The sequence below is a fragment of the Kitasatospora sp. NPDC041988 genome, from assembly GCF_055588525.1.
This window is the reverse complement of sequence record NZ_JBVJCO010000046.1, coordinates 1-24,635: the sequence shown is the minus strand read 5'-3', so window position 1 is coordinate 24,635 and position 24,635 is coordinate 1. Positions and strand designations below refer to the sequence as shown.

Annotated in this window: 8 protein-coding genes and 1 riboswitch; of the genes, 4 read left to right on the top strand and 4 right to left on the bottom strand. The window is 75.7% G+C overall.

The window, feature by feature from the left end; genetic code table 11:
- Positions 1-7: 7 nt before the first annotated feature.
- Positions 8-1,855, bottom strand: a complete 1,848-nt coding sequence (locus ACZ6NC_RS33265) for an FG-GAP repeat domain-containing protein (RefSeq protein WP_465737584.1) — start codon at positions 1,853-1,855, stop codon at positions 8-10.
- Between the two features lie 438 nt (positions 1,856-2,293).
- On the opposite strand from ACZ6NC_RS33265, the gene ACZ6NC_RS33260 reads away from it, so the two are divergent.
- Positions 2,294-2,836 (top strand): GNAT family N-acetyltransferase, encoded by a 543-nt coding sequence (locus ACZ6NC_RS33260; RefSeq protein ID WP_465737583.1) that lies wholly within the window; start codon positions 2,294-2,296, stop codon positions 2,834-2,836.
- A gap of 8 nt (positions 2,837-2,844) precedes the next feature.
- Here the strand turns inward: ACZ6NC_RS33260 and ACZ6NC_RS33255 are convergent, their stop codons facing one another.
- The 3 genes from ACZ6NC_RS33255 to ACZ6NC_RS33245 form a co-directional block, all read right to left on the bottom strand.
- Positions 2,845-3,612, bottom strand: coding sequence for a class I SAM-dependent methyltransferase (locus tag ACZ6NC_RS33255; protein WP_465737582.1), 768 nt, complete (start codon positions 3,610-3,612; stop codon positions 2,845-2,847).
- Between the two features lie 157 nt (positions 3,613-3,769).
- A complete protein-coding gene (locus ACZ6NC_RS33250; RefSeq protein WP_465737581.1) occupies positions 3,770-4,669 on the bottom strand; it encodes an NAD(+)/NADH kinase in 900 nt (299 codons plus the stop codon).
- 306 nt (positions 4,670-4,975) lie between these two features.
- Positions 4,976-5,170: a hypothetical protein gene (locus ACZ6NC_RS33245; RefSeq protein WP_465737580.1), complete on the bottom strand. Its 195-nt coding sequence runs from the start codon at positions 5,168-5,170 to the stop codon at positions 4,976-4,978.
- 237 nt (positions 5,171-5,407) lie between these two features.
- Positions 5,408-5,518: riboswitch (SAM riboswitch) on the top strand.
- 260 nt (positions 5,519-5,778) lie between these two features.
- On the opposite strand from ACZ6NC_RS33245, the gene ACZ6NC_RS33240 reads away from it, so the two are divergent.
- From ACZ6NC_RS33240 to ACZ6NC_RS33230, 3 genes are all read left to right on the top strand, one after another.
- On the top strand, positions 5,779-8,889 hold the full coding sequence (locus ACZ6NC_RS33240) for a helix-turn-helix transcriptional regulator (RefSeq protein ID WP_465737579.1): 3,111 nt from the start codon (positions 5,779-5,781) through the stop codon (positions 8,887-8,889).
- Positions 8,890-8,962: 73 nt separating this feature from the next.
- Positions 8,963-18,427 carry a type I polyketide synthase gene (locus ACZ6NC_RS33235; RefSeq protein ID WP_465737578.1) on the top strand — a complete coding sequence of 3,155 codons (9,465 nt, stop codon included), beginning with the start codon at positions 8,963-8,965 and terminating at the stop codon, positions 18,425-18,427.
- A 16-nt stretch (positions 18,428-18,443) separates the two neighbouring features.
- Positions 18,444-24,635: type I polyketide synthase (locus tag ACZ6NC_RS33230; protein WP_465737577.1), on the top strand; the 6,192-nt coding region annotated here is incomplete at its 3' end.

Below are 24,635 nucleotides of genomic sequence, written 5' to 3'. Positions count from 1 at the left end.
GTCCGGGTCAGCCGATCTTGCTGCTGTTCCAGTTCCAGCTCTTGACGGCGTCCGTCTTGCTGTCCCATGCGAGCTTGGGGGAGTTGAGGCCGTTGCCGGTGCTGGTGAAGGTCCAGATGCCGGTGCGGTTGGTGGAGTCGGTCTGGCCGTAGTCGTAGGCGACGGCGAGGTCGGTCTTGCCGTCGCCGTCGAAGTCGCCGGCGATGGGCTTGCTGGCGGTCCAGTTCCAGCTCTTGACGGGGTCGTCCTGGCTGTCCCAGGCCTTGACCGGTGCGTTGAGGCCGTTGCCGGTGCTGGTGAAGGTGAAGAGCTTGGTGCGGTTGTGGCCGTCGTCGGCTTGGCCCATGTCGTAGAGGACGCCGATGTCGGTCTTGCCGTCGCCGTTGAAGTCGCCGGTGGTCGGCTTGCTGGACGCCCAGTTCCAGCTGTCCGAGCCGCTGTCCCACACCTTCTTGGGGGAGTTGAGGCCGGTGCCGTTGCTGGTGAAGGTCCACAGGCCGGAGTGGCTGCGGTCGCCGTCCTTGCCGTAGTCGTAGAGGACGCCGATGTCGGTCTTGCCGTCGCCGTTGAAGTCGCCGACCGTTGCCTTGCTGCCGTCCCAGCTCCAGCTCTTGACGGCGTCCGTCTTGCTGTCCCACACGAGCTTGGGTGTGTTGAAGCCGTTGCCGGTGCTGGTGAAGGTCCAGATGCCGGTGCGGTTGGTGGAGTCGGTCTGGCCGTAGTCGTAGACGACGGCGAGGTCGGTCTTGCCGTCGCCGTCGAAGTCGCCGGCGATGGGCTTGCTGGCGGTCCAGTTCCAGCTCTTGACGGCGTCGTCCTGGCTGTCCCAGACCTTGACCGGTGTGTTGAAGCCGTTGCCGGTGCTGGTGAAGGTGAAGAGCTTGCTGCGGTTGCGGCCGTCCTCGCCGCGGCCCATGTCGTAGAGGACGCCGACGTCGGCCTTGCCGTCGCCGTTGAAGTCGCCGACGGTCAACTTGCTGGACGCCCAGTTCCAGCTGTCCGAGCCGCTGTCCCACACCTTCTTGGGGGAGTTGAAGCCGGTGCCGTTGCTGGTGAACGTCCACAGCCCCGAGTGGCTGCGCTCGCCGTCCTTGCCGTAGTCGTACAGCACCGCGACGTCGTCCCGGCCGTCACCGTCGAAGTCGCCCCTGACCCGGGAGCTGTCGTCGGTGGAGGCGGTCGACTCGTCGTCCACGATGTTGTTCAGCCGGATCGGCCGGTACTCCTCCGAAAGGGAGAAGTAGGCGTACGGGATCACCCGGTGGTGAACGCCGCTGCTGCTGAACTCGTAGCCCCAGTAGGACGTCCTGGAGGAGTCGGTCCACTTCTCGAACAGGACGATGTGGCCGTACCTGCCCGGGTTGGGGTTGTTGAGGGCGTCACCGGGCTTCAGCTCGTCCTTGGTGATCGCGTGGGCGACGCCGGACGGGATGAAGGTAGGGGTGGCCTCGCCCGGACCGGGCAGGCCCCACGCCATGGAGACATAGCCGGAGCAGTCGGTGCGCCAGCCCTGGTACGACCCCTCCATGCTGTACACCAGGCCCTTGTCCACCCAGGTGGCGGCGCGGCTGAGGACCTCGCTGCGGGTGATGGGCTGGGCAGCGGCGAGCGGTGCGGCCAGGCCGTCGGCGCGCAGCTGGGAGGTGGGGACGCCCTGTCCCAGGCTGGGGCGGTCGTCTGCCGCCGGACTCGCCGGATTCGCCACGGCGGCGCGGGGTTCGGCGGTGGCGCGGGGTTCGGCGGTGGCGCGGGGTTCGGCGGTGGCCGCCGGAGCGGCGGCAACCGCACCGAAGGCAAGGGCCGTTGTCACCAGAGCGGCAACGGACGAACCACGGGCTATGAGAGAGATCTTCATGTGGGCTTTCTGTTTTCAGGCAGCCTTCGGCGTACCGAGGTGCATGGTGAATTCGGTGAGATGGTCCGGAGCCGAGTGGACGGTGGTCCGCGAATTCCGCCGTCCTGGTCGGGGTCACGCCTCTGTGCTGGTACTCAGGCAGCAGCGCGATGGCGCCGATTCATGGCTTCAGCGTCTGACTCTTCGTCTGCACAGCACACATCGGGGCAGGACCCGGTTCGGGCACTGCTCATGTCTCGCCACCCCGGAGCCCCCCTCGGCATCCCCCATCGAACAACGGCAACAGCTGCCGTCACCTAACCGACGTGTCCCGGCGGGACGATGTGACAGGACGCTGAAGAAATTCTGAATTTCTCGGCCGAGGCGTCGACGGCAGCGTCTTCTCCATCACCAAATCTGTTTGCCGACCCGGGTGCCGCCTGGGTAGCGTCGCCGGCTGTGACCCCGACTCTGCGCACCGAGCGGCTGCTCCTGGAGCCGTACGTCCCCGACGATGAAGAGGGCTTCGTAGCCCTGTTCCAGGACACCAGGGTGTCGCAGTGGATGGGTGACGGCCCTGCTTCCGCGGCTGAGGACCACGCCCTGTTCGGGCGGATCTTCACCAAGGTCTATGCCCGGGACCTTTTCGACGTCTGGGCCGTTCGCCGGGACGGGCACCTGGTCGGGCATGCCGAGATCAAGCGGACCGACGTGGTCGGGGGCCACGAGATCGTCTACGCGCTGGCGCCGGCGGCCTGGGGGCTCGGTCTGGGGACGGAGCTGGCAGAAGCGATCATCGCCCATGGCTTCGGCACTCTCGGCCTGACCGAGGTCTACGCCACCGTGGCCGCACCGAACCAGGCCTCACTGACCCTGCTGGAGAGGATCGGTTTCGAGCATGTCCGGGACATCGAAGAGGACGACGGAAGCACCACCCGCGTGCTGGTCCGACGTCTGACGGCGAGCGGCAGGTCGCCCCTCGCCGGACAGGGGATCCGCTGATCGAGGTACTACTGGTCGTGGCGCCGACGCGCGAGATGGACGGTGATGTCGGCGGCGATCTCGACCGTCTCCGGTAGCACCTGCCTGATCCGGCGGAAGACCTGGTCCTGCTCCGGGAGCGGCAGTACGAGATAGGCCGAGACGGTCGAGAGATGGCCGACGTAGTCGTGAGCACTCATCGTCAGACGTCGTTCGATGACGGACTGTTGAACACCGGTGAACCACTCGGACCGTCGGAGCTCCGTACCCGGCCACTGCAGGTCGTGCGTCGGCGGCGTCCCGTTGTTCGACGGGACCTCGTCGCTCTCCAGGAACGGCGCCCGGGCCGCGCGGACAGCCTCGTCCACAGCAGGGTCGGCCAACCGTGCCGGCCCGCCGAAGGAGGCGAACACACCACCCGGCTCCAGCAGTTCGGCCATGCGTGACCACCGGCCCTCCGGGTTCGTCCAGTGCAGCGCCGCTGCCGCGTAGACCAGCCCGTACCGCTCGCCCGGCCGCAGGTCCTCGAACGCGGCCTGCACCGTCGTGACGTCTGCCGGCACATGCTTGCGCAGCTCGGCGAGCATGGCACCGTCAGGCTCGGTCGCGGTGACCGCGACCCCCCGGTGGGCGAAGAGGCGGGTCGCCTTGCCCGTCCCGGCGCCGATCTCCAGGGCGGTCCGCAGCGGACGGCCCGCGTACGCCGTCACCAGGTCAAAAAGCTCCGTGGGATACCCCGGCCGGAACCGCTCGTAGGCTTCCGCCATCACTCCGAAGCTCAGTGCGCGACTCGACATGCCGAGCATCCTGGCACGGGCTGCGCCGTCCGTGCCTGGATTTTCGCGCCGCCCGGCGGGCCTCGGCCGTTGCCGGGGGGCTCCCGCGTGCCACGGGTCCTCACCGCACTGTCGACGCCCCTCCACGTCGAGCGCGGAGCGGAGCGGAAGGATGCTCTTAGCCGTGTTCCGCCGAGCCGGTGAGCCGGAGCTTGCGCTGGGCCCGCTGGTAGAAGGTGGTGTGGCCGAGTCGAACGACGCGTGCGGCGGCGGGCAGCATGGTCACGTCGACGACGTCGCCCGGTGAGACGTGGCCGGTCAGGAGGCCGTCGGCCTCGACGGCGAGGTCGCCGCTGTGCGGCAGGACCTCCAGTCGAAGCCGCTCGCCGCTGGAGAGGAAGACGGAGCGGTTGAACGCGGCATGCGGAGCCACGGGCGTGATCAGCAGCCCCTCGGCGTTGGGGGAGACGATCGGGCCGCCGGCGGAGAAGCTGTACGCGGTGGAGCCGGTCGGTGTGGCGACGACGACCGCGTCGGCGGTGTAGGACACGAAGGGCTGGTCCTGGACCCGTATGGCGACCGCCGCGGACTTGTGCCCCGGGCTGCGCAGGAGAACGACGTCATTGAGGGCCGTCTCCTGGGCGGCCCCGAAGCGGGCGTGGACCCCGGAGCGGACCTCCACGGTGAAGCGGCGGTCGTCGATGGCATCCAGCGCGGCGGGGAGTTCCGGGATGTCGACCTCGGCGAGGAAGCCCAGGCGTCCGACGTTGACGCCCAGGACGGGCGCGTGGCCCCCGGTCGCGAGCCGCATGGCGCGCAGCATGGTGCCGTCCCCGCCCAGGCTGATCATCAGGTCGGCGCTCGCGGTCATCTCCTCGGACTCGACCGGAATGGCCTCGCAGCCGATCCGTGCCACCTCCGCCGCCAGCCCCAGGACCTTCGTACCGCGGGCCCGGCTCCACCGGACCACGGCCTCCACAGTGGGCGCGCAGGTGCGCTCGGGGTGGAGCACCAGCCCCACCGTGCCGATGAATCCCATCCGGAGCACCTCGATGTCGACCAGGCCGCTGTTGCTCACGTGCTCCCTCCAGTCACGCACAGCCGGTCGCCGGCTTCAAGGTCACCGCCGGGCTTCGGTCCGTCGCCGGTGTCCTCGGCGGATCGCCGCCGGGCCGGTGACCGATCCGCTGCTCGGCGTGACCGCGCCGGCGGATCCGGCCACCGGCCGCGAGGCCCGGCAGGTCCGGGGAGCTCCCGCGTGCGGGGTGGCCGTCACTCCTGCGGCACCCGTGTGGTGCGGGCGCGGGGTGTGGTGCCGCCAGCCATGGCCGGCCGTCCGTCCCGCAGGTGCGGCCCGGCGGCCCACCCGCAGCGGCCGGGCGGGTCAGCCGGCGTCCGCGAGCAGGTCCTCCGAGAGCGTCCACAGGCGCCGGGCGTTGTCCGGGTCCACGGCGTGGCGGGCCACGCCGTGCAGGGTGCCGGCTGCCGCCTCCCGTACCCGAACCGCCGCCGGGCCGGCTGGGCCGGGGTGCCGCCGCCGGGCCGCCGCGGCCGCGGTGCCCCGGGCGGATTCCTCCACCGGGGCCACCCTGCCGCTTCTGACCAACCGTCAATTCGGGGGCCGGCCGAAACCGGGCCACCGCCCACCGGCCCACTGTGGCAGCGGTGTTGCGCCATCTTGCGGGAGGGTGTCGCCGGGCGCCCGGCCCGCCGTGACGTGGCTGCTGACGGGCCGGACGCCGATTGACGGGATCGCCGACGCCTTCCTAGACTCGGGACTGGCGAAGAACGTCAGCCCAGGGCCGCCGGGAAGGCGGGACTTGGAGGACAGGCCCCAGGCCCCGGCCGGCTGACTGGCCCCCCCACCCTGCGGTGGGGCGTCCCGGGGAGAGCCAGGCGGCATGGCCTCGTGCCGCAAGCGCAGTCATGGCCGGGGTGGGCGGGGGACGGAGAAGGTCGTGGAACAGCGGGCGGGCGGGCGGCACAGCGCGGGCCTCAGGCTGGTGGCCAGGCTCGACGTCGACCTGCGTCGGCGCGCCAGCTCCCTCTGTCGCCGACGGTGACCGGCCGGCCGGGCAACTGAACGCCCGGACCGCGGCCGGTCCGTCCGATCCCCTCACCCCGACCCCGCGTGAGGAGGAGCGCCCCGCGGCCCGCCCTCCCTGCGCGCCTGCTTCAGGAGGACGGATGTCCACCTTCCCTGCGCCCGCTCCACGTGACCTCCCGAGAGCTCTGCCGGCCGGCCGGGAGCCCGAGTACCGGCGCCTGCACGAGGCGTTCGACCGGTGCACGGCCGGCACCGGAGGCGTGATCGTCCTGCACGGGTCCGTCGGCAGCGGCCGCAGCGACCTGCTGTACGCGTTCACCGACACCGCGGCGGACCGCGGGGCGACCGTGCTCGTCGGCACCGGCTCGCCGCTGGAGCGCGAGTTCCCGCTCGGCCTCGCCCGCCAGCTCCTCCAGGGCGCCGCCCTCGAACCGGAGGAGGCGGCCGCGGCGGAGACCCTGCTCGCCCAGGGCGCCGCCGAGGGCGCCCGCCCCACGGCGGACGGCGCACCCGGCCGGCTCACCCAACGCACACTGGAGGGCCTGTTCGCCCTCGTCCGCGGGCTCGCTGAACGCGCCCCCGTCCTGATCGCGGTCGACGACCGACAGGACACCGACCCGCAGTCCCTGGAGTTCCTGCTCTACCTCGTCCGCCGTACCCGCAACGCCGGCGTGCTCACCGTCCTGAGCTCGCGCGAGACGATGACCCCGCCCAACCCCTTCTTCGAGGTCGAACTCGCCCGCCAGCCGCACCACCAGCACATCCGGCTCGACCTGCTCCCGGGGGACCTCGTGGCCGCGCTGTTCCGGGAACGCCTCGGCGACGCGGCCGCCGCCCGGCTGGCCGCCGACGCGCACGCCCTGACCGGCGGCAACCCGCTGCTCGTCCGGGCCCTGATCGGTGACCAGGAACGTGTGGGCGGGCCGGCCCCGGCGACGGAGCTGGCGGTCGGGGAGGGCTACCGGCGAGGGCTGATGCACTGCCTGCACCGGATCGACCCGCTCGCGCTGCGCTACGCCCGCGGCGTCGCGGTGCTCGGTGCGTCCAGCACGCCCGAACTCCTCGCCGAACTGCTGCTGCTCGCCCCGGACTCGCTGCCCAGGGCGCTCTACCTGCTCCAGTCGGCGGGCCTCTTCCGGGACGGCGGCTTCCGCCACCCGACCGCCGCCGGTGACCTGCTGGCCGCGATGCGGCCGCACGAGCTGGCCGGGCTGCACCGGCGGGCGGGCGAGCTCCTGCGGGTGTCCGGGGCGGCGGCGGAGACGGTGGTCGGGCACGCGAGGGTGGCGGAGGGGCACCTGCGGTCGCCGTGGGCGGTCCTGGTCGCAGCTCCCGTTGCCGCCCCGGACGAGGCCCTGGCCGCGGCCCCGGTGGCGGGAGCCGGGCCGCGGGCCGCGCCGCAGCTGCCGCTGTCGCTCGCGCCCGCGGTGCCGGCCGGCGTGGAGGCCGGCGGCCCGAGTACGGGCGGCTTCGGGAGCACGCGCGGGTTCGGCGGGTTCGGCGCGGCCGGGGTGAGGGGCTTCGGTGGCCTCGGTGTGGTGGTGGCAGGCTCGGCCGGAAGCGCCGAGAGCGCGGCGGGAGCGCCGAGCACGGGGGGCTTCGGTACGGCGCACGGGATCGGCTCGGGCGCCGTGGCCGGTCCGGACGGCGTGCCGGGCACGCCCGGGCCGGACGCCCCGGTCAAGGCAGCCGGCAGCAGCCCCACGAGCACCGGGGGCTTCGGGACCGCCGGGGGCGACGCCGGCCTCGGGGTGCCCGGCGGGGCGGTCAGCGCCGCCGCGATCGAGTGCGTGCCCACCCTGCCCGGCACGGTGGCGGACGAGGAGACCGCCCGGCGGCACGAGCTGAAGTCGATCCGCTACCTGTTCTGGCACGGCCGCGCCGAGGAGGGCGTCGCCGCGCTGGAGCGGTTCGAGGCCGCACCCGCCGATGCGGGCACCGCCGACGGCCTGCGCGCCTGGATCGCGTACTGGTACCCGTCGCTGCTGCCCGCGCCCGACCGGGAGCAGGCCACCGACCACCGGGGCGACGGCATGCGGCTGCTGGCCTCGCTGCTGGGCGGCACCACCGCGCCCGAGGACGCCGTCCCGGAGGCCGAGCTGATCCTGCGGGTGGGCCGGCTGGGCGGAATCCGCACCGAATCGCTGACCGCGGCGCTCACCGTGCTGCTCTACGCGGACCGCGCCGACCGCGCCGCCCGATGGTGCGGCCCGCTGGCGGAGCGCACCGGCGCGCGCTGCGGCCCCAACTGGCACGCCCTGTTCTCCGCCCTGCGGGCCGAGACCGCGCTGCGCCAGGGCGATCTGCAGGGAGCCGACGAGGCGGCCCGCGCCGCCTTCGCGCACGTGCGGCCGGAGGCGTGGGGAGTGGCCGTCGGCCTGCCGCTCTCCACCATGGCGGCTGCCCGGACCGCGCTCGGCCTGCACCAGGACGCCGCGCACTTCCTGGAGTTGGCCACCCCGGAGGGGATGGCGCGGACGCCGGCCGGCCTGCACCACCGGTACGCGCGCGCCGGCCACCGGCTGGCCGTCGGCCGGGCGGAGGAGGCGCTGGCCGACTACCGGGCCTGCGGCGAGGCGATGGCGCGCTGGGGCCTGGACCACCTGCCGGCGATCGCCCCCTGGCGGCTCGGTGCGGCCCGTGCGCAGCTCGCGCTCGGCCGGCCGCGCCCGGCGGCCGTCCTGGCGGAGCAGCAGCTCGCCCGGCTCGGGCCGGCCGGGCATCCGCGGATCCGTGGCCTCGCGCTGCGGGTCCGCGCAGCGGCGGGGGAGCGGTCGGACCGGACGCCGCTGCTGGAGCGGGCCGTGACCCTGCTGGAGGAGGCCGGGGCGGAACTCGAACTAGCTGCCACGCTCAGCGAGTTGAGCGAGGCGCACCAGAGCGACGGCGACCCGGGCCGGGCCCGGCTGTCCGACCGCCGGCGCAGGGGCGCGCCGCCGCTGGTCGTCGTTCCGGCCGAGCAGCCGACCGCCTCCCAGTCTCCTGTGGCAGGCCTCTCCGACGCCGAGCGCCGGGTCGCCGAACTGGCCGCCCGCGGCCTCTCCAACCGGGACATCGCCCGGAAGCTCTACATCACCGTGAGCACGGTCGAGCAGCACCTCACCCGGGTCTACCGCAAGCTCGGGGTCCGCCGCCGGGTCGACCTCGCCAGGCTGGTCGGCTCGGGAGCGGGCCCCACCGGGGACGCTCCGGGCGGTGCGCCGGCGCTCACCGCCCAGGCAGGCCATAGGGGTTCGACAGGGGTTGCCTAGGGGCCCGAAGGGCGCGGCCGGACGGAACGCTGAGGGCACCACGAAGCAACTTGCCCTCAGGAGTGGAATCACCATGGCGCGCCTGGAATCCCCCGACCCGTCCGTGCCCGCCCCCGGCTCGCCGGAGGCGGTGGCCGTGATCGGTACCGCCTGCCGGCTGCCGGGCGCGGCGGACCCGGAGGCGTTCTGGCGGCTGCTCGACTCCGGGAGCAGCGCCGTCGGGGCCTTCCCGCCCGGGCGGTTCGCCGCCGGTGAGGAGGCGCGCGCGGGCGGCCACCTCGACCACGTCGACCGCTTCGACCCCGAGTTCTTCGGGATCTCGCCCGCCGAGGCGGCGGCCGCGGACCCGCAGCAGCGGCTCGTCCTCGAACTCGCCTGGGAGGCACTGGAGGACGCCGGGGTGCTCCCGGCCGCGCTGGCCGGCGGCCGCACCGGCGTCTTCGTCGGCGCGATCGCCGCCGACTACACCACCCTGACCACCGGTACTGGCGCGATCACCCGGCACAGCCTCACCGGCCTCAACCGGGGCATCATCGCCAACCGCGTCTCCTACCAGCTGGACCTGCACGGCCCGAGCCTCACCGTCGACTCGGCGCAGTCCTCCTCCCTGGTCGCCGTCCACCTGGCGCTGGAGAGCCTGCGCAGCGGCGAGTCGGAGACGGCACTGGTGGCCGGCGTCAACCTCAACCTGGCCCCGGAGAGCACCGAGACCGTCGACCGCTTCGGCGCGCTCTCGCCCGACGACCGCTGCTTCACCTTCGACGCCCGCGCCAACGGCTACGCCCGTGGCGAGGGCGCCGTCCTGCTGGTGCTCAAGCCGCTGGCCCGGGCGGTCGCCGACGGCGATCCGGTGCACGCGGTGCTGCTCGGCAGCGCCGTCAACAGCGACGGCGCGACGGACGGGATGACCGTGCCGAGCGCGGCCGCCCAGGCCGGGCTGGTCCGGGAGGCCGCGCGGCGGGCGGGCGTCGCCCCGGCGCTGGTCCAGTACGTGGAGCTGCACGGCACCGGGACGCGGGTCGGCGACCCGGTCGAGGCAGCGGCGCTCGGGGACGCGCTCGGCGCCGGGCGGCTCGCCGGGCGGCCGCTGCTGGTCGGCTCGGCGAAGACCAACGTGGGGCACCTGGAGGGTGCTTCCGGGATCGTCGGGCTCCTGAAGACGGTGCTCGCGGTGCGCCACCGCCGGCTGCCGGCCAGCCTCAACTTCCTCACGCCCAACCCGGACATCCCGTTCGACCGGCTCGGCATCGCGGTCCGCACGGCCTCCGGGCCATGGCCGGACGAGGACGGCCGGCTGATCGCGGGCGTCAGCTCCTTCGGCGTGGGCGGCACCAACGCGCACGTCCTGGTCGCGGACGCGCCGGAGGCGGCTCCGGAGCCGTCCGCCGTGCCGCGCGAAGCCGCCGATGGCGGCGCCGAGTCCGGGGGCCGCCCGGCGGCGCCGGCCGGCCCGCTGATCTGGCCGGTCTCCGCCCGCACGCCCGCCGCCCTGCGCGAACAGGCCGCCCGGCTGCGGGAGTTCGCGGCGCGGCGCCCCGAGCTGGACCGGGCGACCCTCGGGCGGGCCCTCGCCACCACCCGGACGCCGTTCGAGTACCGGGCCGCCGTGACCGCGGCCGACCGGGCCGGGCTGCTGGCCGGGCTGGAAACGCTGGCCGAGGGCGGGCAGGCGGCCGGCCTGGCACAGGGGCGCGCCGTCGAGGGCGGCGGGACGGTGCTGGTCTTCCCCGGACAGGGCTCGCAGTGGGACGCCATGGCACGTGAACTGATCGCGGACTCACCGGTGTTCGCGGCGAAGCTGGCCGCCTGTGAGGCGGCGCTGGCGCCGCACGTGGACTGGTCGCTGGGCGCGGTGCTGCGCGGCGAGCCGGGTGCGCCCGGGCTGGAGAGGGTCGACGTCGTACAGCCGGCCCTGTTCGCGGTGATGGTCTCACTGGCCGCGCTCTGGCAGGCCGCGGGCGTTCGCCCGGACGCCGTGATCGGCCACTCCCAGGGCGAGATCGCGGCCGCCCACGTGGCGGGCGCGCTCTCGCTGGAGGACGCCGCCGCGGTGGTCGCCCTGCGCGCGCAGGCCATCGCCGGGCTTGGCCTGACCGGCCGGGGCGCGATGGCGGCGATCCCGCTGCCCGCCGAGGAGGTGGCGTCCCGGCTGGCCGGCGGCGCGGGGGCGGTTGCGGTCGCCGCGGTCAACGGCCCGTCCGCGACCGTGATTTCGGGCGACCGCGAGGCGGTCGGCGAACTCGTCGAGCGTTACCGCGCCGAGGGGGTGCGGGCCAAACCGGTGCCGGTCGACTACGCCTCGCACTCCGCCCAGATGGAGCCGCTGCGCGAGAGCCTGCCCGCCCTGCTGGCCGGGATCCGCCCGCGCAGTACAGGCACGGCGTTCTACTCCACCCTCACCGGTGGGCCGCTGGACACCGCCGGGCTGACCGCCGACTACTGGTACCGCAACCTGCGCGGGACCGTCCAGCTGGAGCGCGCGGTGCGGGCCGCGCTCGCCGACGGCCACCGGGCGTTCGTGGAGAGCAGCCCGCACCCGGTGCTGACGGTGGGCCTGGGCCAGATCACCGACGGTGCGGCGGCCGTGACGGGGACGCTCCGCCGCGACCACGGCGGCCCCGTCCAGTTCCACGGCTCGCTCGCCGAGCACTTCGCCCGCGGCGGCGCAGTGGACTGGGCGGCGTACTACGGGCCGGGCGAGCGGCGGGTGGACGGCCTGCCCACGTACGCGTTCCAGCGCCGGCGGCTCTGGCTGGACGGCGTGCCCACCGCACGTCCGGCGCCGGCCGCCGGGTCCGCACCGGCCGTGGACACCCGCGCCGTGGACACCCGGGCCGTGGACACCCGGGCCGTCGAGGAGCCGGGCCTGAGCGAGGAGCCGGGCCTGGCCAAGGAGGCGGGCGGCCTGGCCAAGGAGGTGGGCCCGACCGAGGCGCCGGGCCTGACCGAGGAGTCCGCGCTGGCGGCGGTCCGTGCGGGCGCCGCGATCGTGCTGGGCCAGAGCGGCCCGGACGCCGTCGACCCGGACCGCACCTTCAAGGACCTCGGCTTCGACTCGGTCGCCTCGGTGGAGCTCCGCGACCGTCTCGCCGGGACCACCGGCCTCACCCTGCCGGCCGGCCTGGTCTACGACCGGCCCACCCCGCGCGCCGTCGCCGGCTACCTGGCCGAGCGCACGGGCGGTTCCGCAGCCGGCGCCCGGCCCGGGACCGCGCCGATCCGGGCACTGGACGACGACCCGGTCGCCATCGTCGCGCTCAGCGGCCGCTGGCCGGGCGGCGCCGACACCCCCGAGCAGCTCTGGGAGCTGCTCCGCGACGGCCGGGACGCGATCGGCCCGTTCCCGGAGAACCGCGGCTGGGACCTCGACGCGCTCTACGACCCGGACGGCGAGCGCCCCGGCACCTCGTACACCCGGCAGGGCGGCTTCCTCTACGAGGCCGACCGGTTCGACGGCGCCTTCTTCGGCCTCGGCCCGCGCGAAGCCGCCGCGATGGACCCGCAGCAGCGCCTGCTGCTGGAGTCGGCCTGGGAGCTGACCGAGCGTGCCGGCATCGTCCCGGCGACCCTGCGCGGCACCCGGACCGGGGTCTTCGTCGGCGTCATGCCGCAGGACTACGGCCCCCGGCTGCACGAGACGCCGACCGGCTACGAGGGGCACGCCCTCACCGGCACCCTGACGAGTGTCGCCTCCGGCCGGCTCGCCTATGCGCTCGGCCTGGAGGGCCCGGCGATCACCGTGGACACCGCCTGCTCCTCCTCCCTGGTCGCGATCCACCTGGCCGCCCAGGCGCTGCGCGGCGGCGAGTGCGACCTGGCGATCGCCGGCGGGGCGACCGTGATGTCCTCGCCCGGCATGTTCACCGAGTTCAGCCGGCAGCGCGGCCTGGCCCCGGACGGCCGCTGCAAGCCGTTCGCCGCCGCCGCCGACGGCACCGCCTGGGCCGAGGGCGCCGGCCTGGTGCTGCTGGAGCGCCTCTCCGACGCCCGCCGCCACGGCCACCGCGTGCTGGCCCTCGTCCGCGGCTCGGCGGTCAACCAGGACGGCGCGTCCAACGGCCTGACCGCCCCCAACGGGCCCGCCCAGGAGCGGGTGATCCGGCAGGCGCTCGCCCAGGCCGGGCTGACGCCCGCCGAGGTGGACGCGGTCGAGGCGCACGGCACCGGCACCGCGCTGGGCGACCCGATCGAGGCGCAGGCGCTGCTCGCCACCTACGGGCAGGACCGTCGGCATCCCCTGCTGCTGGGCTCGTCGAAGTCCAACATCGGCCACACCCAGGCGGCCGCCGGGGTCACCGGCGTGATCAAGCTGGTGCAGGCGCTCGCGCACGGCGAGCTGCCCGGCACCCTGCACCTGGACGCGCCGTCCCCGCACGTCGACTGGACGGTGGGCGAGGTCCGGCTGCTCGACCGGACCACGCCCTGGCCGGAGTCCGGGCCCGGCCGGCCGCGCCGGGCAGCGGTCTCCTCCTTCGGCATCAGCGGCACCAACGCCCACCTGATCCTGGAGGCAGCGCCGGCCCCCGCTCTGGCCTCGGCCCCCGCTCCGGCGTCGGCGCCCGGGGCGGAGTCGGCCCCCGCGCCTGAGCCGGCGCCCGGGGCGGACGAGCACGCGCCGCTGCTGCTCTCGGCCCGCACCGAGGAGGCCGTCCGGGCCCAGGCCGCCCGCCTGCTCGGCCTCGCCGAGCAGGACCCGCCGGGCCTGGCCCACGCGCTCGCCACCACCCGCAGCCACTTCCCGCACCGGGCCGCCGTGCTCGGCGCCGACCGCGGGCAGCGCACCGCCGCCCTGCGCGCCCTGGCCGAGGGCCGCGACGCCCCCGGGCTGGTGCGAGCCACCACCGCCCGCACCGTCCGGACGGCCTTCCTCTACTCCGGCCAGGGCAGCCAGCGGGCCGGGGCCGGGCGCGAACTGTACGCCGCGCAGCCGGTGTTCGCGACGGCGGTGGACGAGATCGCGGCGCTCTTCGACGCGGACCTCGACCTGCCGCTCAAGGACGTCCTGTTCGCCGAGCCGGGGACGGATCAGGCCGCTCTACTGGACACCACGGCCTACACCCAGCCCGCACTGTTCACCCTGCATGTCGCACTGCACCGGCTGGCGGAGGCGTCCGGGCTGGTGCCGGACCACCTGATCGGGCACTCGATCGGCGAGCTGAGCGCCGCTCACCTGGCCGGGGTGCTCTCGCTGCCCGACGCCGTCGCCCTGGTCGCCGCCCGCGGCCGGCTGATGGAGGCGCTGCCGGCGGGCGGCGCGATGGCCGCCGTCCAGGCCACCGAGGCGGAGGTGCTGCCCGGGCTGGACGACCGGGTCTCGATCGCCGCCGTCAACGGCCCCGCCGCCGTCGTCCTCTCCGGCGACGCCGCCGTGGTCCGCCGGCTCGCCGAGGCCTGGCGGGCCCGGGGGCGGCGCACCAGGCTGCTCCAGGTCGGCCGGGCCTTCCACTCGCCGCAGATGGACGCCGTGCTGGCGGAGTTCCGCACGCTCGCCCGGCAACTCACCTACCACGAACCGACGTTGCCGGTGATCTCCAACCTGACCGGCGTGCCCGCCACCGACCTCACCGACCCGGAGTACTGGGTGCGGCACATCCGCGAGGCGGTGCGGTTCCACGACGGCGTCCGCGCGCTCGACGCCCTCGGCACCACCGCCTACCTGGAGCTCGGCCCGGGCCCGGTGCTCACTGCGCTCGCCGAGCAGAGTCTGGACGGAGCGGGCGGCGAGACGCCGCGCGTCTTCGTGCCCCTGCTGCGTGCCGGCCGGCCCGAGCCGCAGAGTCTCACCGAGGCGCTGGCCCGGCTGCACGTCCACGGCGTGCCGGTGGACTGGCCGGCCGTCCTCCCGGCCGCGGCGGCGCGCACCGACCTGCCGACCTACCCCTTCGAGCGGCGCAGGCACTGGCTGGACCAGCCGTCCGGCCGGGCCGTCGCAGACACCGGGCTGGCCGGCACCGGCCACCCGTTGCTCGGCGCAGCCGCCGAACTCCCCGACGGCGAGGGCTGGTTGCTGACCGGCCGGATCTCGCTGCGGACCCACCCCTGGCTGGCCGACCACGCCGTCGGCGGGGTGGTCCTGCTGCCCGGCACCGCCTTCCTCGAACTCGCCGTCCAGGCCGCGCTGCGCGCCGGGCTCACCCAGGTGGAGTCGCTGGACCTCGCCGCCCCGCTGGCGCTGCCCGCCCGCGGCGGCGTCCGGCTCCAGGTGCTGCTCGGCGCGGCGGACGAGACCGGCCGGCGGCCGCTGCAGATCCGCTCCCAGCCCGACACCGACGGCGGCGAGTGGACCCGCCACGCGACCGGCACCGCCGCAGCCGCCACCGTCACGCCGGCGCCGGCCGGCGCCGCCTGGCCGCCCGCCGGCGCGGAGGCGCTCGAACTCACGGACCTGTACGAGCGGTTGGCCGAGCGCGGCTACCGCTACGGGCCGGCCTTCCAGGGTCTCACCGCCGGCTGGCGGCTCGGCGAGGAGCTGTTCGCCGAGATCGCCCCGGTCACCGACGCCGCCCCGTACGCGCTGCACCCGGCGCTGCTGGACGCCGCCCTGCACGCCGCCGTCCAGGACACCGGGCGGACGGTGCTCCCGTTCGCCTGGCGGGAGGTGACCGTCCATCGCACCGGCGCCGCCGCGCTGCGGGCGCGGATCGCCCCGGCCGGACCGGACACCGTCGCGCTGGAGCTGGCCGACCCGGCCGGCGTGCCGGTCGCCTCCGTCGCGGCGCTCACCCTGCGCGCCCCGGCCGCCACCGGCCCCGACTCGCTCTACCGGCTCGACTGGCAGCCCGGTGCCGACGACGCCGAGCCGCTGGAGGGCTGGGCCGTCCTCGGCCAGGAGGCCGCGCGCCTCGCAGAGGGCCGTCCGGTGCTCGCCGCTACCACCGAGGCCGGGCCCGGGCAGACCGTGCTGGCCGCCGTCGGCACCGCAGGCCAGGCACTGACCCTGCTCCAGGAGTGGCTGGCCGGCGACCACAGCGGCACGCTGGTGCTCGCCACCGGGCAGGCCGTCGCCACCCACCCCGGCGAGGACGTGCCGGACCCGGCGGCCGGCGCCGTCTGGGGGCTGGTCCGCACCGCGCAGGCCGAACACCCGGAACGGATCGCCCTGTTGGACCTCGACGGCACCGCCGAGAGCCTCGCCGCCCTGCCGTCGGCCCTGGCCGCGGCCTCCGGCGAGCCCCAACTCGCCCTGCGGGCAGGCGAACTCCTCGCGCCGAGGCTGGCCCGCACCCGCCCGGCCGACGTCCTCGACCCCGGCGAGCGGACCGCCTGGCGGCTGGACACCGAGAGCCCCGGCAGCCTGGACAGCCTCGCCCTGTTGCCCGCCCCCGAGGCCGAACTCCCGCTCGCCGAGGGCCAGGTGCGACTCGCCGTGCGCGCCGCCGGGCTGAACTTCCGCGACGTGCTGATCACCCTCGGCATGTACCCCGGCGGCGCCCGGATCGGCGCCGAGGCGGCCGGCACCGTCCTGGAGACCGGCCCCGGCGTCACCGGACTGCGGCCCGGCGACCAGGTGATGGGCCTGGTGCAGGGCACCCTCGGCCCGGTCGCCGTCACCGACCACCGGCTGCTCACCCGCACCCCGGCCGGCTGGAGCGACGCCCAGGCCGCGACCGCCCCGGTGGCCTTCCTCACCGCCTACCACGGCCTCTACGACCTGGCCGGGCTCAAGCCCGGCGAGACCGTGCTCGTCCACGCCGCGACCGGCGGCGTCGGCCAGGCCGCCGTCCAACTCGCCCGCCACGGCGGCTCGGTGGTCCTCGGCACGGCGAGCCCCGGCAAGTGGGCGACGCTGCGCGGGCTCGGCCTGGTCGGCGACCGGATCGCCTCCAGCCGCACGCTGGAGTTCGAGGAGGCGTTCCGCACGGCCACCGGCGGCCGCGGCGTCGACGTCGTCCTCAACGCGCTGGCCCACGAGTTCACCGACGCCTCGCTGCGGCTGCTCGCCCCCGGCGGGCGGTTCGTCGAGATGGGCAAGACCGACCGGCGCGACCCGGCCACCGTCGCCGCCGACCACGACGGCGCCGCCTACCTGGCCTTCGACCTGTTCGACGTCGACCCGGCGAGGATCGCCGCGATCCTCGCCGAGCTGGCCGTCCTCTTCGAACAGGGCGCTCTGCAACCGCTGCCCGTGCACGCCCAGGACGTCCGGCACGCCCCGCAGGCGCTGCGCCGGCTCAGCCAGGCCCGGCACACCGGCAAGCTCGCGCTCACCCTGCCCGCGCCGCTCGCCGGGGGCGGCACCGTCCTGGTCACCGGCGGCACCGGCGCCCTCGGCCGGCTGGTCGCCCGCCGGCTGGCCACCCACCACGGCGTCCGGCACCTGCTGCTGGCCGGCCGCCAGGGGACCGCCGCGCCCGGTGCCGGCGAACTGGTCGCCGAACTCGCCGACTTGGGCGCGGAGGCCACCGTCGCCGCCTGCGACGTCGCCGACCCGGAGGCCGTCGCCGCGCTGGTTGCGGGCGTCCCCGCCGACCACCCGCTGACCGCCGTGGTCCACACGGCCGGAGTGCTGGACGACACCGTGCTCACCTCGCTGACCGCCGAACGGCTGGCCGCGGTGCTCGGGCCCAAGGCCGACGGTGCCTGGCACCTGCACCGCGCCACCGAGCACCTGGACCTGGCCGCGTTCGTCCTCTTCTCCTCCGCGGTCGGCCTGCTCGGCAACCCCGGCCAGGCCAACTACGCCGCCGCCAACGCCCAGTTGGACGCACTCGCTCACCACCGCAAGGTCCGTGGCCTGCCGGCCGTCTCGCTGGCCTGGGGCCACTGGGCGGAGGCCGGCGGGATGGCGGCCGGCCTCGGCGCCGCCGAGACCGAGCGGCTGGCCGCCACCGGGCTCGCCCCGATGGGCAACGAGCAGGCGCTCGCCCTGTTCGACGCCGCGCTGACCACCCCGTACGCGGCGCTCGCCGCGGCCCGGCTGGACACCGCGGCCGTCCCGGCCGACCGACTGTCACCCCTGCTGCGCGGCCTCGTCCGGCACCGCCCACGCCCGGCCGGCGGATCCGCCGACGGCCCGGCCGTGCTCGGCCGGCAGCTGGCCGGCAAGCCGCCGGCCGAGCAGGAGCGGCTGCTGCTCGCCCTGGTCCGCTCCACCGCCGCCGCCGTCCTCGGCCACCCCGACGCCGGCGCGATCCGGCCCGACATCGGCTTCATGGACGCCGAGTTCGACTCCCTCGGGGTGATCGAGCTGCGCAACCGGGTCAACACCGCGACTGGCCTGCGGCTGCCCACCACCGCCGTCTTCGACCACCCCACCCCGGCCGCCCTCGCCGCGCACCTGCGCGAACGGCTGGCCCCGCCCGCCCGGGCACCCCAACCGCCCGACGCCAAGGAAGAGTTCGACCGGCTGGAACGCGCCCTCCACGCCCTCGCCGAGGACCCGGACACCAGGGCGGACGCGGTCGCCCGGCTCACCGCGCTGCTCGCGACTCTCGGCGGCGCACCGCAACCGGCCGACGACGGCCTCGCCACCCGCATCACCGACGTCAGCGACGACGACATCTTCGACTTCATCGACAACGAGCTCGGAATTTCCTGAGAGAGGCCCCGCAGAGATGAGCACCAACGAGCAGAAGCTCCGCGACTACCTCAACAAGGTCGCCACCGAGCTGCACCAGACCCGCCAACGGCTGCGCGACGCCGAGGCCCGCGCGGCAGGTGCCGCCGAGGAGGAGCCGGTCGCGATCGTCGGAATGGCCTGCCGTTTCCCCGGCGGCGCCGACACCCCCGAGGCGCTCTGGCGGCTGGTCGCCGAGGAGCGCGACGTGGTCGGCCCGTTCCCCACCGACCGCGGCTGGGACCTCGACCACCTCTACGACCCGGACCCGGACAAGCCCGGCCGCAGCTACGCCCGCGAGGGTGGATTCCTCTACGACGCGGGCGACTTCGACGCCGAGTTCTTCGGCATCTCGCCGCGCGAGGCGCTCGCCGCCGAACCCCAGCAGCGCCTGCTGCTGGAGACCGCGTGGGAGGCACTGGAGGACGCCGCGATCGACCCCGCCGCCCTGCGCGGCAGCCGCACCGGCGTCTTCGCGGGCGTCATCGCCCAGGAGTACGGGCCGAGCATGCACCACCTGCCCGCCGAACAGACCGACGGCTACGTCCTCACCGGCACCACCACGTCCGTCGCCTCCGGCCGGATCGCCTACACCCTCGGCCTGGAGGGCCCGGCGGTGACCGTGGACACCGCCTGCTCCTCCTCCCTGGTCGCGCTGCACCTCGCCGCCCGGGCGCTGCGCTCGGGCGAGTGCTCGCTGGCCCTGGCCGGCGGCGCCACCGTGCTCGCCGCCCCCGGCATGTTCATCGAGTTCAGCCGCCAGCGCGGCCTGGCCCCGGACGGCCGCTGCAAGCCGTTCGCGGCCGCCGCCGACGGTACCGGCTGGGGCGAGGGCGCCGGCCTGCTCGTCCTGGAGAAGCTCTCCGACGCCCGCCGCAACGGCCGCCGGGTGCTCGCCGTCCTGCGCGGCTCGGCGGTCAACCAGGACGGCCGCAGCAGCCAGCTCACCGCGCCCAGCGGCACCTCGCAGCAGCGGGTGATCCGCCAGGCGCTGGACGCGGCCGGGCTCACGCCCGGCGACGTCGACGTGGTCGAGGCGCACGGCACCGGCACCCGGCTGGGCGACCCGATCGAGGCGCAGGCCCTGATCGCCACCTACGGCCGCGGCCGCACCGCCGAGCGGCCGCTCTGGCTCGGCTCGGTGAAGTCCAACATCGGCCACACCCAGGCCGCCGCCGGCGTGGCCGGGGTGATCAAGTCGGTGCTGGCGATCCGCCACGGCGTCCTGCCCCGGACCCTGCACGTGGACGCGCCGTCCCCGCACGTCGACTGGTCGGACGGCACGGTCCGGCTGCTGGCGCAGCGGGAGGAGTGGCCCGCCCTCGACCGACCGCGCCGAGCCGCCGTCTCGGCCTTCGGCGTCTCCGGCACCAACGCCCACGTGATCATCGAGCAGGCACCCGAGGGTGCCCCCGCGGACCGTGGCGAAACCCCGGCCGTCCTGCCGTTCGTCCTCTCCGCCCGCACTCCCGAGGCGCTGGACGCCCACGCCGCCCGGGTCGCCGCGGGCTCCGGCGCCGGCGACCCGGTCGCCGTGGCGCACACCCTGGCCACCGGGCGGGCCGCCCTGGAGGAGCGCGCCGTCCTCGTCGGCGGGCCCGGGGCACTCGGCGGCCTCGCCGACCTGCGCGCCCCCGGCGTGGTCCGCGGCCGGGCCGGCACCCCCGGCCGGACCGTCTTCGTCTTCCCCGGCCAGGGCTCCCAGTGGACCGGCATGGCCGCCCGACTGCTCGACACCGAGCCGGTCTTCGCCGCCGCCCTCCGCGACGCCGGCGCCGCCCTCGCCCCGCACACCGACTGGTCGCTGCTGGACGTGGTGCGCGGCGTCCCCGGCGGCCCCGACCCGGACCAGGTCGACGTCGTCCAGCCGACCCTCTGGGCCGTCATGGTCGCCCTCACCGAGCTCTGGAAGGCCTACGGCGTCCGGCCGGACGCCGTGGTCGGCCACAGCCAGGGCGAGGTCGCCGCCGCCTACGTGGCCGGCGGGCTCTCGCTGGACGACGCCGCCCGGATCGTCGCGCTGCGAGCCAAGCTGCTCGCCCGCATCTCGCACCGGGGCGGCATGGTCTCCGTCTCCCGCCCGCTCGCCGAGGTCGAGGCGCGGATCACCGCCTGGGCCGGCCGGCTCGCCATCGGCGTGGTCAACGGCCCGCAGTCCACCGTCGTCTCCGGCGACCTCGACGCCCTCGCCGAACTGACCGAGGTCTACACCGCCGACGGCGCCACCGTCCGGCCCGTCAACATCGACTACGCCTCGCACTCCGTCCAGACCGAGGCCCTGCGCGACGAGCTGCTCGGCCTGCTCGCCGACGTCAGCCCGCGCACGGGCGAGATCCCGCTGCTCTCCACCGTCACTGCCGACTGGCAGGACACCGCGGGCCTGGACGCCGGCTACTGGTACCGGAACCTGCGGCACACCGTCCGGTTCGAGCAGGCCACCCGGCGGCTCGCCGAGGACGGCCACACCGTCTTCGTGGAGGTCAGCCCGCATCCGGTACTGACCGGCGCGATCGAGGACACCCTCGACGCGGCCGGCGTCACCGATGCCGTGGTCACCGGGTCGCTGCGCCGCGGCCACGGCGACCGGGCCCGCTGGCTCACCTCCGTCGCCGAACTGCACGTCCGCGGCGTCGCCGTCGACTGGGCGGCCGCCTTCGCCGGCGCCGCCCCGCACCACGCCGAACTGCCCACCTACCCGTTCCAGCGGCAGCGCTACTGGCTGGACGCCAGCCGCTCGCCCGAGCACGGCACCGGCCCGCAGACCGGCGGCGACGGCCTCTTCTGGGAGCTGGTCGCCGAGCGCGACGCCGGCCGGCTCGGCGAGGCCATCGGCGTGGACGGCGACCGGCTGGTCCCCGTGCTGCCCGCGCTCGCCTCCTGGTGGGACCGCCGGCGCGCCGCCACCACCGCCGACACCTGGCGCCACCGCGTCACCTGGCGCCCGGCCACCGTGCCCGCCGCGCCCCGGCTCACCGGCGACTGGCTGCTCATCGCCGACGAGAACCATGCCGAACACCCCTGGACCTCGGAGCTGAGCGCGGCCCTGAGGGCGCTCGGCGCCCACGTCACCGTGGTGCCCGGCGGCCCCGACCGGGCCGAGCTGGCCGCCCGCCTCTCCGCGGTGGGGCCGGTCGCCGGCGTGGTCTCGCTGCTCGGCCTGCGCGAGGGCCGGCTCCCCGGGCACGACGCCGTCCCCCTGGCACACGCCGCCCACGTCGCGCTCGCCCAGGCCCTGGACGACACCGGCACCGCCGCACCGCTCTGGTACCTCAGCCGGGGCGCCGTCTCCACCGGGCCCACCGACCCGGTCACCGACCCCGAACAGGCCCTGGTCTGGGGCTTCGGCGCGATCCTCGCCGCCGAGCAGCCCGCCCTCCACGGCGGCCTGCTGGACCTGCCGGCCGAGCCCGACCCGCACACCTGGCAGCAGGCCGCCGCGCTGCTCGCCGACACCTCCGCCGACCGCGAGGTCGAGCTGGCGCTGCGCCCCGCCGGCGCCTTCTCCCGCCGCCTCGTCCCGGCCCCGCCCGCCGACGACGCCGCCGAGCCGTGGCAGCCGACCGGCACCACCCTGATCACCGGCGGCACCGGCGCCCTCGGCGGCCACGTCGCCCGCTGGCTGGCCGGCCGCGGCGCCGAGCACCTGCTGCTGGTCAGCCGGCGCGGCGCCGAAGCGCCCGGCGCGGCCGTCCTGGAGGCCGAACTGACCGCCCTCGGCACCAGGGTGAGCTTCGCCGCCGCCGACGTCGCCGACCGCGCGGAGCTGGCGGCGGTACTCGCCGGCATCCCCGCCGAGCTGCCGCTCACCGCCGTGGTGCACACCGCCGCCGCCCTGCACGACGCCCTGATCCCCACCCTCACCCCCGGGCAGCTCGACCTCGCCCTGCGCGCCAAGGCCGGCGCGGCCCGGCTGTTGCACGAGCTGACGGCCGGCCTCGACCTGACGGCCTTCGTGCTCTTCTCCTCCCTCGCCGGGCTCTGCGGCATCCCCGGACAGGCCAACTACGCGCCCGGCAACGCCTACCTGGACGCCCTCGCCGCGCAGCGCGTCGCCGCCGGCCTGCCCGCCACCTCGATCGCCTGGGGCCACTGGGCGGGTGCGGGCATCGCGGCCGAGGGCGCCGAACAGCAGCTGCTCCGGCACGGCCTGGCCTCGCTGCCGCCCGAGCAGGCCGTGGACCTGCTCGGCCAGGCCCTCGACCACGGCGACAGCCACCTGGTGGTCGCCGACGTCGACTGGTCCGCGCTCTTCCGCGACCGGAACCATCCGCTGGCCGCCGAACTGGTCCGCCGTTCCGGTCCGGCAGCCGCCGGCACCGCCGTGCCGGTCGCCGAGGGGGACCTGCTCGCCCGGCTGCGCGACCTGCCGGCCGGCGAGCGCCGCCGCAGCCTGCTCGGCGTCGTCCGGGCCGAGGCGGCGGCCGTCCAGCGGCACCGCTCGGCGGACGCCGTCGACCCCGCCAAGGCCTTCCGCCAGCAGGGCTTCGACTCGCTCACCGCCGTCGAGTTCCGCAACCGGCTCACCGCCGTCACCGGCCGTCGGCTGCCCGCCACCGCCGTCTTCGACCACCCGACCCCGGCCGCGCTCACCGACTGGCTGGCCGGCGAGCTGTGGGGCGAGGCCCCGCACGACGATGCCGTCGCCCCGGTGGCGGCGGTGGACGACGACCCGGTCGCGATCGTCGGCATGGCCTGCCGCTACCCCGGCGGCGTCGGCTCGCCCGAGGACCTCTGGCGGCTGGTCACCGAGGGCGTGGACGCGCTCACCGAGTTCCCGGCCGACCGCGGCTGGGACCTCGACCGGCTCTACAGCCCCGACCCCGATCGGCCCGGCACCTCGTACGCGCGGCACGGCGGATTCCTCGACGGCATCGGCGAGTTCGACGCCGAGTTCTTCGGCGTCCCGCCGCGCGAGGCACCCGCCATCGACCCGCAGCACCGGCTGCTGCTGGAGACCACCTGGGAGGTCTTCGAACGCGCCGGCATCGACCCGATCGCGCTGCGCGGCAGCCGGACCGGCGTCTTCGCCGGCATCTCCGGCCGTGACTACGCGACCGACGGCCGGCAGGTGCCCGCCGAACTGGAGGCCTACCTGGGCATCGGCAACGCCGGGAGCGTCGCCTCCGGTCGGATCTCCTACACCTTCGGCTTCGAGGGCCCGGCGGTCACCGTGGACACGGCCTGCTCCTCCTCGCTGGTCTCGCTCCACCTGGCCGCGCAGTCACTGCGCTCCGGGGAGTCCGACCTCGCGGTGGCCGGCGGCGTGCTGCTGATGTCGACTCCGACCACCTTCGTCGAGTTCTCCCGGCAGCGCGCGATGTCCCCCGACGGCCGCTGCAAGGCCTTCGCGGCGGCTGCGGACGGCACCGGCTGGGCGGAGGGCGTGGGCCTGCTGCTGGTCGAGCGGCTCTCCGACGCGCGCCGCAACGGCCACGAGGTGCTGGCGGTGCTGCGCGGCTCGGCGGTCAACCAGGACGGCGCCTCCAACGGCCTCACCGCGCCGAGCGGCCCCTCGCAGCAGCGGGTGATCCGCCAGGCGCTCGCCTCGGCCGGACTGGCGGCGGCGGACGTGGACGCGGTCGAGGCGCACGGCACCGGCACCACGCTGGGCGACCCGATCGAGGCGCAGGCGCTGCTCGCCACCTACGGGCAGGACCGCACCCCGGAACAGCCGCTCTGGCTCGGCTCGGTGAAGTCCAACATCGGCCACACCCAGGCGGCGGCGGGCGTAGCCGGCGTGATCAAGTCGGTGCTGGCGATCCGCCACGGTGTGCTGCCGCGCACCCTCCATGTGGACGCGCCGTCCCCGCACGTGGACTGGTCGGCGGGGGCGGTGCGGCTGCTGACGGAGGAGCAGGCCTGGCCCGAGGTGGACCGGCCGCGCAGGGTCGGCGTGTCGGCGTTCGGTGTCTCCGGGACCAATGCGCACGTGATCATCGAGCAGGCGCCGGCCGGTGTGGACGCCGTGCCGGGGACTGCCCCGGCGGTGCTGCCGTTCGTGCTCTCGGCGCGGACGCCGGAGGCCCTGCGGGCACAGGCCGAGCAGGTGGCAGGCCTGTTGGAGGCGGCCGAGCCGGCCGACGTGGCCCGGGCCCTGGTGACCTCGCGTGCCGCGTTGGAGGAGCGGGCCGTTGTTCTGGGTGATCCCTCGTTGCTGCGTTCGTTGGACGGTCCGGGTGTGGTGCGTGGT

Bases quoted from the DNA above. Each gene is read 5' to 3' on its own strand.
- ACZ6NC_RS33265 (WP_465737584.1), bottom strand. From the start codon at position 1,855: ATGAAGATCTCTCTCATAGCCCGTGGTTCGTCCGTTGCCGCTCTGGTG.
- ACZ6NC_RS33235 (WP_465737578.1), top strand. From the start codon at position 8,963: ATGGCGCGCCTGGAATCCCCCGACCCGTCCGTGCCCGCCCCCGGCTCG.
- ACZ6NC_RS33255 (WP_465737582.1), bottom strand. From the start codon at position 3,612: ATGTCGAGTCGCGCACTGAGCTTCGGAGTGATGGCGGAAGCCTACGAG.
- ACZ6NC_RS33240 (WP_465737579.1), top strand. From the start codon at position 5,779: ATGTCCACCTTCCCTGCGCCCGCTCCACGTGACCTCCCGAGAGCTCTG.